Below are 11,907 nucleotides of genomic sequence, written 5' to 3'. Positions count from 1 at the left end.
CGACGCATCGGCGGAATCGACAGGTACAGCAGAGAGCGCGAATCTCGCACACGCCGCGAACGTGAGCCTCGCGAACCAGACCAGTGGCGGGACGACCGTCACCGTGGAGCAGGTCTACGTTGCCGAGGGCGGGTTCGTGACCATCCACGACGGCTCGCTCGGGGAGGGTGAGACGCTCGCCAGCGTCCGGGGGAGTTCGAGCTACCTCTCGGCCGGGGTCCACGAGAACGTGACCGTCACCCTGGAGGATCCGATCGAGAACACCTCGACGCTCGTCGCGATGCCCCACAGGGACACCGATGGGGACCGCATCTACGAGTTCGTCTCGGGTAACGCGGAGGTCGACGGGCCGTACCTGACCCAGGACGACGAGATCGTTACGGACACCGCGACGGTGACCGCCTCCGCGACCGTCTCGGTCTCCGACCAGCCGACCGACGGCACGCACGTGTTCGTCGACCGGACGGAGATGGCCAACGGTGGCTTCCTCGCCATCCACGACTCGTCGCTCCTCGACGGGGCGACCTTCGAGAGCGTCCGCGGCGTGAGTCCCAAGCTGGGCGCCGGCGTTCACGAGAACGTCCGCGTCACGCTTGACGAGCCACTGGAGAACGACGACACGATCATCCCGATGCCGCACCGTGACACGGACGACGACGGGTCGTACGACTTCGTCACGAGCGACGGTGAGGACGACGGCCCCTACACCGACGACGGGGGCAACATCGTCCTCGACTCCGCGAGCGCGGAGCTGACCGACACCGCGAACGTCACGATGGCCGACGAGGTCAGTGGCGGGAACCTGGTGACGGTCGACGAGGTGTTCCTCCCCGAGGCAGGCTTCGTGACCGCACACGACGTGAACGTCTCCGACGACGCCTTCGGCTCCGTCCGGGGCACCTCGGAGTACCTCGGGCCGGGCTACCACGAGAACGTCCACATCGTGCTGGACGAGCCGTTCACCGCGGACAACGCGACCGTCGTCCCGATGGCGCACAAGGATACGAACGGTAACGAGGCGTACGACTTCGTCACCTCCGACGGTCAGGAGGACGGACCGTACACGGACGATAACGGCGCGGTCATCGACCAGGCGACGCTGGACATGGCGGCCAACTTCCACGTCGCCGACCAGCCCTCGGACGGGACGACGATCACCGTCGACCATGTCGACCTCTCCGAGGACGGCTACGTGACGATTCACGACGCCTCGCTCAACGCGGGCGCCGTGACCGGCAGCGTCCGGGGCTCCTCGGAGTACCTGGCGGCCGGCTACTACGACAACGTCACCATCACGCTGGACGACCCGCTGCAGGAGTCCGGCACGGTCATCCCGATGGCTCACCGTGAGACCGACGGCGACGAGTCGTACGACTTCGTCACCAGCGAAGGGGCCGACGACGGTCCCGTCACCACGAGCGCGGGCAACCTCGTGATCGACACGGCCACGGCGACCGTCACCGCGCAGGTCACCGTCGAGAGCCAGACCAGCGAGGACGACAACGTCACGGTCCAGTCCGCGACGCTCCACGACGGCGGCTTCGTCACCATCCACGACGCGAGCCTGCTGGAGGGCGCGGTCTTCGACAGCGTCCGCGGTACCTCCGCGTACCTCGGACCGGGCACGCACGAGAACGTCTCCATCGCAGTGGACGAGCTCGAGGAGTCGGGCACGTTCATCGCGATGCCGCACCGTGACACCAACGGCAACGAGCAGTACAACTTCGTCACCGGCGAGGGCGCCAACGACGGCCCCTACGTGGCGAAGGGTATCATCGTGTCGCCCGCCATGGTCGACGTCTCCGACATGGGCCAGGGAACGGCGACGGTCTCGCTGAACAACCAGACCGCCAACGGGCAGGCCGACTCCGTGACAGTGGCGAGCGCGACCCTCTCGCAGGGTGGCTTCGTCACGATCCACGACGGGACCCTGCTCGACGGCGACGCGCTCGGCTCCGTGCGCGGCACGTCCGAATATCTCGAGTCCGGCAGCCACGAGGACATCGAGGTCTCGCTGGACGAGCCGTACACCGAGTCCGGCAGCATCATCGCGATGCCGCACTTCGACACGAACGGCAACGAGCAGTACGACTTCGTCACCTCCGAAGCGGAGGCCGACGGGCCGTACACCACGAGCGGTGGCGACATCGTCCTGGACCCGGCCAGCCTGACGGTCCGGTCCGCGTCGGTTGACTTCGCGGACCAGGAGCTGTCGGAGGACGGGACCGTGACGGTCGCGTCGGTCACGATGTCCGAGGGTGGCTTCGTCACCATCCACGACGACACGGTCGGTGACGACCCGCTCGGCTCCGTCGTCGGCACGTCCGACTACCTCGACTCCGGCACGAGCGAGGACGTCGCGATCGCCGTCGACAGCGAGCCGGGTCAGCACTTCGCGATGCCGCATCTCGACACCAACGGCAACGAGCAGTACGACTTCGTCTCCAGCGAAGGGCAGGCAGACGCGCCCTACGTGACTGCGGAGGGCGACATCGTGCTCGACGGGGCCGAGATCAGCGCCCCGATGATGGACGAGTCGCCGACCGAGACGGAGATGGCCGACGGCGAGGACGGTGGTGACGGCGACGAGACGCCCGGCACCGAGACGGACGGTCAGCCCGGGTTCGGCGCAGTCATCGCGGTGCTCGCCCTGCTCGGTGCGGCACTGCTCGCCCGCCGGAGCTGAACTAGCGGCTCTCCGGTAGGGTCAAGTAACGGCTTGCGGTATCTTTTTATACTAGTATCCCACATCGAGGATGCACCCTCCTGTGCGCGGATGAACGTATACGAGGGCTAGAAGCCATCAGACCCCTGGTAACGAGACACAAGTCGACGAAAGTTTTAAGTAGCTTTCGGCCTTACACTGGGTAAGGAGGTCGCCCCCGCCGGCATTCTTTCGTCTCCCGGCTCGGCAGAGGGGCGTCTCTCGCACCCACCATGACTGATACCACAACACTCCGAACGCAGGAGCAGACTACCGAGGCCGAGCAGACCACCGAGGCAGACGAGAAGACGGCCTGCCCCGAGTGCGGCGGCCGCCTGGAGACCGACACCGAGCACGGTGAGGTCGTCTGTGGCGACTGTGGCCTCGTCGTCGAGGAGGACAGCATCGACCGCGGCCCCGAATGGCGCGCGTTCGACTCCAACGAGCGGGACAACAAGTCCCGTGTCGGCGCCCCCACCACGAAGATGATGCACGACAAGGGGCTGTCGACGAACATCGGCTGGCAGGACAAGGACGCCTACGGCAACAGCCTGTCCTCGCGCCAGCGCCAGAAGATGCAGCGCCTGCGGACCTGGAACGAGCGCTTCCGTACGCGCGACTCCAAGGAGCGCAACCTCAAGCAGGCGCTCGGCGAGATCGACCGGATGTCCAGCGCCCTGGGCCTCCCGGAGAACGTCCGCGAGACCGCCTCCGTCATCTACCGCCGCGCGCTCGCCGAGAACCTGCTGCCCGGCCGCTCCATCGAGGGTGTCGCCACGGCGTCGGTGTACGCCGCCGCCCGGCAGGCCGGCGTCCCGCGCTCGCTGGACGAACTCAGCGTGGTCTCCCGGGTCGACCGGATGGAGCTCACCCGGACCTACCGGTACATCGTCCGGGAGCTGAACCTGGAGATCGCGCCGGCGGACCCGGAGAGCTACATCCCCCGGTTCGCGAGCGACCTCGACCTCAGCGACGAGGTCGAGCGCCGCGCCCGCGACCTCGTCGAGGACGGCCGCGAGGCCGGCCTGCTCTCGGGCAAGTCGCCGGTCGGGCTGGCCGCCGCCTCGGTGTACGCCGCGGCGCTGCTCTGCAACGAGAAGGTCACCCAGAGCGAGGTCAGCGAGGTCGCCAGCATCTCCGAGGTCACCATCCGCAACCGGTACAAGGAGCTGCTCGAGGCCGCCGAGGTCATCGCGGCCTGAACACCCGGTGGGTGCCACGTCGTACGTGACCGGTCCGTACCGGTCGTCGTATCGGTGGTAACGTTTTTGCGTTCCCTGCTCGTGGACGAGTGACATGGAGGAGACGTACGCTCGATTACTGTGTCCCGAATGTGGCAAGCACTGGGAGTCGGCGCCGACCGACCTGCCGGACGTGTCCACGACCTTCCACTGCCCCTCGTGTCACGCCACGCGCCGTCTCTCCGAGTTCGCCCGCACCGAACACGACCTCAAGACGATGAAGCAGTTCTGAGGCCGAGCCCGACGGACTGTCCGGAGATACGGCCGTGATTCCGAAAGAAAATTACATTTATCGAGTGTAAATGGGGGCTTGCGAGGCTATCTCTACAGTAGATGGAATACCCGATGGATAGTCAGCCGCCGGTCGCGGAGCGTGCGCCGCAGGCCTGGCACTGCAGCAGCTCAGCTCCGTTCTCCGTCACGATCTTCGTATCCGGGAGCCCACACTCCGGACAGCGGACGTAGGCGTCGGCGTAGGCATCGATGGCGTCGGCGACACGGCGCTGTCGGAAGTCGCCGGTGAGTCGAAGCCGGCCCCGCTCGTCGACGGAGGCGCTGGTCCCGAGCTCGTTCTGGACGAACTTCATGACGTGGTTGGCCTCGCGGTCCAGCCGGTCGAGCGTCCCCTGAAAGTTCTCGAACACCGAGACGTTGCCCTCCTGCCGGACCTCGGGCTCCGGCAGCTTGAACCGCTCACCGCCCTCCTGGATATCCGGCGTCTCCTCCAGCGCGTGGTCGAGGTGGTCGTCGTAGCTCATACGTCGTGGTACCCGGCCGACCCTCAAAGAGTTCACGTCGAGAACGGTGCCGCGCGCGCCAGAAACTATCGCATCGAGAAGTGTCACAGCATAAAAATGTACCGTTCTCGCCCGGCCACCGGCAGCGTTTGCCACCAAGCGCGTGGGTCGTTGTCACGACAAAACACCCGTCTGGGACAGCGAGAGCGGCTGAGACGGGACTCCATGTTAACGTCACTCAGGATAGTACTATAACCGTCCAGTCGTTACCGGCGAGTGGCTATGAAGAAGCAGGAACTCATCCATCTCCACGGCCTGCTTGCAGAGGTACGCAACCACTACGAACAGCGCACAGGTGATGCTGTCGCCGCCACCGACTACGAGACGCTCGGTGTGCGCCCGACCTCCATCCACAAGTCGAAGACCGATCACAAGGCCGCGGTCTTCGCGCTCGCGGGGGGTATCACCGAGGAAATGACCGAGGAAGTCGCCGAGCCGGTCTCGGCCGCCGCCGACTGAACGCGTCGTCCAGTCCTCGTGTCACTCATGCCGGACAGCGACCGCTATCGTTCCTCGTCGACGAGGTCCTCGAACTCCGGCAGCACGTCGTCCTCTCCCTCGTCCAGTCCCACGTCCAGGTCGAGTTCCTCCTCGATCGGCTCCTCCGCTTCTGCGGCCTCCTCGGTGTCGTCTTCCTCGGTCGTGTCCGTATCGATCACCTCGACCTCTAGCACGTCCAGCGGGATGTCCTCGAGGCGCTGGCCGATCTCCTTGCGCGCGATGCGGGCCGCGTGCTCCGTTCGTTCGACGTTGAAGACGGTCATCTCCAGTTCGAGCGCGACCAGCCCCTCGTCGGCGGCGATGAACGCCGGCTCCCGTTCGTCGCCACAGTGAGGACAGGATCGCTCCCTCATATCGATCTCTACGTAATTGAGGTCCGGGTTCAGCATCTCGCCGGTCTTGGAGATGGCGATCCGGACCGCCTCGTCGGCATTCCCCACGTCGTAGACCGGAACGGCCGCCTCGACGACAACGCGACAATCCATACCCAGTCAACTGTTGACACGGATGGAACAAGAAGTTTGCCCGCCGGAAGCACAAGCCGCATAGCCGGGCCGTCCACAGGGAGGGTATGCACGCGGGCCGTATCCCTGTCGCGGAGTTCGCCGGTGGCTTCGATCTTCAGGCGACCGTCGAGAGCGGGCAGACGTACGTCTGGGACCGTCCGGACGGCGAGATGTTCGCGGACGGGCTGGCCTGGGGCGGGGACGCCTGGTACCACACCGTCCTCCCAGCGACCGAGGCGGCGACGAACGAACCCGAGGTTCTGCGGTGCCGGCTGGTCGGTGACGCGCTCGAATGGGAGGCCTCAACGCCGGACGCGCCCGACCATCTGCGACGGCTGCTGCGGCTCGACGACGACCTCGACGCCATCGTCGAGGCGACGCCGGACCTCCCGCTGCTGGAGCGAGCGTACGAGCGGTACGGCGGGATGCGCCTCGTCGAGGACCCCTCCTTCGCCTCGCTGATCTCGTTCATCTGCTCGGCCCAGATGCGGGTCGCCCGTATCCACGGGATGCAGATGCGGCTTGCCCGCGAGTTCGGCGATGTCGTTACGTTCGACGGCGACACCTACCACGCCTTCCCCACGCCCGACCAGCTGGCCGACGCGACCGAGGCCGAGTTGCGGGACTGCTCGCTGGGGTACCGGGCGCCGTACGTCGAACGAACCGCCGAGATGGTCGCCGCCGGCGAGGCCCATCCCGACGAGGCACGTGACCTGCCGTACGAGGAGGCCCGCGACGACCTCACGCAGTTCGTCGGCGTCGGTGACAAGGTCGCCGACTGCGTGCTGCTGTTCGCGCTGGACTTCCTGGAGGCGGTTCCGCTGGACACCTGGATCCAGACGGCCATCGAGGAGCACTACCCCGACTGCGACCGCGGGAACTACGCCGACACCTCGCGGGCCATCCGCGAGCAGTTCGGCGGCGAGTACGCCGGCTACGCCCAGACGTACGTGTTCCTGTTCTTGCGAACCCAAAGAAGCGGCTGACGCGGACGCGGCGACCGGAGGTGTCGCGGCATGACCCGCCACGACGCGGAGTGTGGCTACTGCGGCGGTGCTGGCGGGCTGTACACCGACCGCGTCGAGACGCGGTTCGACGCGCTCTGTCTCGCCTGCGCGAAGGAATTGGCCCGGCAGGACGACCTTGAGGTCGGCGGCCGTGGGGTGGTCGCATGACCGACGAGATCGCCGATCAGCTCGAACAGCTTGAGCGGCGGCTGGGACGCTGTCGGAGGTCACCATCGACAACGACGCCGAGATCGAAGAGATCCAGCGCGACGTATCCGGCCTGCGGCAGGACTACGACGGCCGCATCAGCACGCTCGAACGGGAACTCGAACAGGTCAGCCAGTCGCTGGCCTTCGTCGAGCAGACCGCCGCGGCCGAAGCCTCCTCCCAGGAGGCCCGCGCCGCGCTCTGCCTCCAGACGCTGGTGAACAAGGCTCAGAACAACGGCGACGTCGCGTCGATGGACTACGACGGCGTCCTCGACGCGCTGCAGGGCGAGCCCCACCGGAGCACGGCCTACGATATCATGGATACGATGGCCGCGTCGTGCCCGGCGGCGACCCACATGACGGAAGCCCGCACGTCGGACCGGAACACGCGCGTCGAGCTGCGCCCAGACGCCGACGAGCCCATCGTCTCGACCATCGCCGGCCACCGCATCACGGTGGACAACGGAGGTGTGGCTCGTGAGTAACAGGCCTCGGCACCCTGTTGCTCGCCCACAACACGAGGTGCGGGGCCTCCCACCGCCCTGCGACGCCGAGACGCTCCGCACGGCACGACGGACGTTGGTTACGTCTGTTGGGCGTTGTACGTAACGTTGTTTCATCGTATCACTACTCGCGGGTGCGGCTCACGGTGCGGCTGCGGTGCGGGCTCTCCCCGGTGGGGTCCGTGTTGTGGTCGAGCAACAGACCCCGGACGGGATCAGCGTCCGGGCACGCCGGGGACATCCTAACAATGTCCACCGACATCACGACCGACGACTCCGATCCGCTTGAATCGTTTGTCCGAACGTACTGTACCGAGGCCATCGAGGCGGCCATCACGGGCGCGGCCGACCGCTCGAGGTCTCCTACCGCGATCTGGGCAAGGATTCCGACGTGCGCAACTACTACCACGGTGTCCACGGCCAGCTCGAGGAGGTCCGCGAGTTTCTTATATTGAACTGAGTCCGCTGGTACAACAACATGAGTTGGTGTTCACATGCTTCCAGCTGGACGCCCATTGAATTGAACGTACGTATCAATGTTTGATAGAGGTTACCTGAGTGGGTCCAGGCAGGGCTCTATTGAGCCTCTCTCATATCACGGGCCGTCGGGACAGAACACACACTATTTGATGCCTGAATACATATACAGATATGACAACGCATTAAGCCGCTATACAACTGATATAAATGAATTTCCACTGGTTGATTGACCGTATCGACGCCGCTATTCTGTCGAGGCCAAAAAGTATTATACTCGTGTTTCTCCTCCTTACCGGAGTATTTGTCATTGGCCTCGGATCGATATCAACCGAAAGCGGACAACAGCAATTCACCGAGGACTTGCCCTCGTTCCAAGCGGTCGAAGATATCAACGAGGAGTTCGGCACGACGTTCTCCACGGAGACGACGAGTACAACGATAGTTCAGGAGTCGCACAACGTCCTCGCGAAGCCGGCGTTACTCGACATGCTGAAGACGCGCGAACGGATTCTGGCGTCGTCACCGCTCCGCGCCGAATCTGTCTCGACGCCCGCGACAACCGTCGCGACGACCCTTGACCCGTCTGCAACTACTCCGGAAGCGCAGTACCGGGCAGTCGAGCAGGCAACACCGACCGAAATTGCAACCGCAGTGCAGAACGCTGCGGACGACCCTGGCTTCACCAACAGTCTCAGCAACGATTTCAATAGAGCCTCAGCCTCAGCCTCGGCGAGTCGAGGAAGCGTCACTCACCGTGCTGGACCGGGGGCAGGTGCAGGGGGTGGGCCGGGGGGCGCATCGGAGTTCCCACCCGATCGCGTTGAACGTATCGACACACTCGCACAGGACGACGCTAGCAACATCTGGGTGCAGGGCACGCCGCCGAACACGACCGGAACGACGACTGCGGTCGTGTTGCCTGCAGCCCTCGTGCTCATCGTTCTGTTTCTCGTAATCGCGTACCGTGACCCGGTCGATATCGGTATTGGACTTCTCGCGATTGTGATGACACTAATCTGGACGTTCGGGTTTATCGGACTCGCTGGGATTCCTTTCGCAGTGCTACTGATAGCCGTCCCACCGATCCTGATTGCGATTGGAATCGATTTCGGTATTCACTCGATCAATCGCTATCGTGAAGAGCGTGTTCGGGGTCTGAACACCGACGACGCGATGTCACTAACGACGAGCCAGGTTACGGTCGCGTTCGCGATTGTCGCCGGGACTTCGACAGTAGGGTTCCTTTCAAACGTCGCGAGCGCGTTTCCACCGACCCGCGACTTCGGACTCGTTGCTGCCGTCGGTATCGTGTTCACGTTCCTGATCTTCGGGATTTTCGTCCCTGCGATGAAATTGTCCGTTGACCGCGCTCGTCAACAGTATCCGATCCCGACGTTGGCGACGACGCCTTTGGGGTCGAAGTCGTCGCCGCTGGGTCGAATCCTGTCGGTCAGTGTCGTCGTTGCGAAGCGCGGTCCCGTCGTTTTGTTGCTTTTTACTGCGCTTTTCACCGCAGGTGGGGGGGTATACGCGACCGGTGTCGACACGGGGTTCAGTCCCGATGACTTCCAGCCAGCGGAGGAGACTCCGGAGTATCTACAGGTGCTTCCGGAGTCGATCCGCCCTCCCGAGCGATTCGAATACGTCCGCATTAACAACTTCATCGATCGCAATTTCAAGGAGGACGGGCGGGTGTTGATGTACGTTGAGGGGGAGTTGACACAAGACACGGCACTCGAACAGATGCACCGCGCGAGCCAATCCCCACCTGAGACGTTCCGCGCGACTGGACGGCTGGCCGAGCGTCAGAGCATCGTTACCCTCATCCAGTCCCGGGCAGAACGCGACCCCGAGTTCAGAGCGCTCGTCAAGCGTAACGACCGCGATGATAACGGGATTCCTGACGACAATCTACCAGCTATCTACACTGCGCTATCCGAATCGCCAAACAGCGAAATCGACCGCTTCATCGCCGCTGACCGCAGGAGTGCACAAGTAATCTACACTGTAGACGGCGAGGCGGACAATAGCGTGGTCACCGACGACGCATACCACGTTGCGACGACGTTCCGCGTCTCTGCACAGCCAACCGGTAGCCCTGTGATCTTCGATGAGGCCATCTCGCTCGTGCTTGAGTCGGTAATCGTATCGCTCGTTCTGACTCTCACAGGTTCGAGTGCGTTTCTGATTGTCGCGTACTGGACCATCGAAGGGCGGCCCTCACTGGGGGTGATCAATATCATCCCGATTCTCGTGACGGTCGTTGCGGTGGTCGCTTCAATGCGCGCACTCGATATCGCGTTCAATGCGATTAACGGAACGATTCTTGCAATCGCCGTCGGAATTGGCATCGATTATGCGGTCCACGTGGTCCATCGTTTCACCGATGAGTACCACGAGCGGTCGCTCTATCCGGCACTCACACGAACTGTCGTCGGTACTGGGGGGGCACTGACTGGCAGTATGTTGACGACGGTTTTCGGTATCGGTGTGCTGGCGTTAGCACTGAACCCAGCCTTGGGTGTCTTCGGCATTCTCATTTCACTGAGCGTGCTGTACGCGTATCTGTCGTCGATTCTTCTCCTCCCCTCTTTGTTCGTCCTCTGGGAGCGGTACGCGACTGATACAAATACTGCGGTCCCAGTCATCGATACTGCAACCGAGGTCATGGCAGGCGAGTATTCCCTGTCTGGAGATGACTAACAGTGGTTGCGTAGTCCCCCACCCGCAGCAGTAGCTCAGCACTTCCGTTCGGCGGGGCAGTGAAATTTTTCCTGCGGATACTGATGACCCGAAAACAACAAACACGGATGCTCTGTAGTAATCTGCCAATCAACGATGATTTGCTGGATTAAAACCTACGAATACTGAATCTTTCGCCCCGGGTGTGCCTTCGAGCTACAGTTCTCAGTCCTGGTTGGCTATTGATCTCGTCTATATAGGTTGTAATTTCATAACGCCGCGTTCACTACTCGGAACTCCGTTGACTCGGGCGCAGAACGCGGGTTCTTGTGGATTCACGTAGCGCTGACAAGACTTTCGTGCTGTATAGAGAGGCTGATTTCAGCGCAGTGGTAGAGAGTGCGAGGTGATTGTTGGCGAACTGCTTCGGCTTCGAAACAGCTCCCGAGCCCCGACGACTTGTAGCAGATGGCCTCCAGCCAGTTCGAACCGGTTCGCGAGATCGAGGAGCAGCACGAGACGATGCTAGATAGCTGCCTCGGGCGCGGAACGCGCCATGCACTGTTCCGGGGACGGCCCGATATCGTCATCGAATTGTACGACTCCGAGGGCCGGAAAAACCTGACCGATGTGGTACTCGGGGAAATCAAGTACACCGATAGCCAGCAGACGTTCAGCAAGGGCCTGGAGGAGTTACTGAGCTATCTCGAGTTCGCACAGCGGGATGGCTACCTCTCCGACCTCGACGTCGATTGCCGGGGAGTGCTCATCACAGATGGCGTCGAGACGGACGTACCCACCTCGGCCGATGGTCGCATCACGCACATCTAGGCTGCAGACCTGCAGTCGGAGGATGTTCCGACCGGTTGGTTTCCCGAATTCATCCAACCGGTGACGGCCACCGCCCGGCAGGAGGACAGCTGACGGCGCCTATAGCGGCTTCAGCTATCGCAGACGCCAGGCTGCACCAGGATACAATGACCTCAATCTGTGGGCGCCGGTACCGAGCTATCGGACCATCACCTCTCGAATAATCGGACGATTGGAACGAATCGGTCACGTTTCTGCGTCGGTGTCCACGTCCTCGTCACGGGTCGTCTCGTACAGGTCGTTGATGAATACTAATAATGAGCGAAATCAACGATGATGATATGCCCTCCAAGAAGGCAGTCGGTATTGCACCACTGGTGACCGGAATACTTCTCACGAGTCAATCGCTTGGCCAGTTACTCGAGTCTGGCTTTTCGCTGTGGACGGGAATTAGTTTAGTCGGCGGG

11 protein-coding genes are annotated in these 11,907 nt (G+C 63.1%); 9 read left to right on the top strand and 2 right to left on the bottom strand.

Annotation, left to right across the window (positions count from 1 at the left end; genetic code table 11):
- The 3 genes from Q0964_RS16630 to Q0964_RS16620 all read left to right on the top strand — a co-directional run.
- Nucleotides 1–2,686, top strand: a 2,686-nt coding sequence (locus Q0964_RS16630) for a DUF7282 domain-containing protein (RefSeq protein ID WP_299269848.1), incomplete at its 5' end; no start/stop codon positions are given.
- Nucleotides 2,687–2,937: 251 nt separating this feature from the next.
- On the top strand, nt 2,938–3,906 hold the full coding sequence (locus Q0964_RS16625) for a transcription initiation factor IIB (protein WP_299269845.1): 969 nt from the start codon (nt 2,938–2,940) through the stop codon (nt 3,904–3,906).
- 94 nt (nt 3,907–4,000) lie between these two features.
- Nucleotides 4,001–4,177: a DUF7836 family putative zinc-binding protein gene (locus tag Q0964_RS16620; RefSeq protein ID WP_299269842.1), complete on the top strand. Its 177-nt coding sequence runs from the start codon at nt 4,001–4,003 to the stop codon at nt 4,175–4,177.
- Between the two features lie 121 nt (nt 4,178–4,298).
- Here Q0964_RS16620 and Q0964_RS16615 read toward each other — a convergent pair whose 3' ends face one another.
- Nucleotides 4,299–4,703 carry a translation initiation factor IF-2 subunit beta gene (locus Q0964_RS16615; protein ID WP_299269839.1) on the bottom strand — a complete coding sequence of 135 codons (405 nt, stop codon included), beginning with the start codon at nt 4,701–4,703 and terminating at the stop codon, nt 4,299–4,301.
- Between the two features lie 261 nt (nt 4,704–4,964).
- On the opposite strand from Q0964_RS16615, the gene Q0964_RS16610 reads away from it, so the two are divergent.
- Complete coding sequence (locus tag Q0964_RS16610; protein ID WP_299269836.1) at nt 4,965–5,201, top strand: UPF0058 family protein; 237 nt, start codon at nt 4,965–4,967, stop codon at nt 5,199–5,201.
- A gap of 44 nt (nt 5,202–5,245) precedes the next feature.
- On the opposite strand, the gene Q0964_RS16605 is transcribed toward Q0964_RS16610, so the two are convergent.
- Nucleotides 5,246–5,728 carry a DUF555 domain-containing protein gene (locus Q0964_RS16605; protein WP_299269833.1) on the bottom strand — a complete coding sequence of 161 codons (483 nt, stop codon included), beginning with the start codon at nt 5,726–5,728 and terminating at the stop codon, nt 5,246–5,248.
- Between the two features lie 86 nt (nt 5,729–5,814).
- Between Q0964_RS16605 and Q0964_RS16600 the strand changes: the two genes are divergently transcribed.
- From Q0964_RS16600 to Q0964_RS16580, 5 genes are all read left to right on the top strand, one after another.
- Nucleotides 5,815–6,735 (top strand): DNA-3-methyladenine glycosylase family protein, encoded by a 921-nt coding sequence (locus Q0964_RS16600; RefSeq protein ID WP_299269830.1) that lies wholly within the window; start codon nt 5,815–5,817, stop codon nt 6,733–6,735.
- Between the two features lie 30 nt (nt 6,736–6,765).
- Nucleotides 6,766–6,924, top strand: a complete 159-nt coding sequence (locus tag Q0964_RS16595; protein WP_299269827.1) for a hypothetical protein — start codon at nt 6,766–6,768, stop codon at nt 6,922–6,924.
- Nucleotides 6,925–7,180: 256 nt separating this feature from the next.
- Nucleotides 7,181–7,450 carry a hypothetical protein gene (locus Q0964_RS16590; RefSeq protein WP_299269825.1) on the top strand — a complete coding sequence of 90 codons (270 nt, stop codon included), beginning with the start codon at nt 7,181–7,183 and terminating at the stop codon, nt 7,448–7,450.
- A gap of 858 nt (nt 7,451–8,308) precedes the next feature.
- A complete protein-coding gene (locus tag Q0964_RS16585) occupies nt 8,309–10,651 on the top strand; it encodes an efflux RND transporter permease subunit (RefSeq protein ID WP_299269822.1) in 2,343 nt (780 codons plus the stop codon).
- Nucleotides 10,652–11,098: 447 nt separating this feature from the next.
- A complete protein-coding gene (locus Q0964_RS16580) occupies nt 11,099–11,461 on the top strand; it encodes a vWA domain-containing protein (protein WP_299269819.1) in 363 nt (120 codons plus the stop codon).
- The last annotated feature ends 446 nt before the right edge of the window (nt 11,462–11,907 follow it).

This window comes from Halorientalis sp. (assembly GCF_028275115.1).
Lineage (GTDB): Archaea > Halobacteriota > Halobacteria > Halobacteriales > Haloarculaceae > Halorientalis.
The sequence above is the reverse complement of the archived record's forward strand: the minus strand, read 5'-3'. Positions and strand labels throughout refer to the sequence as shown.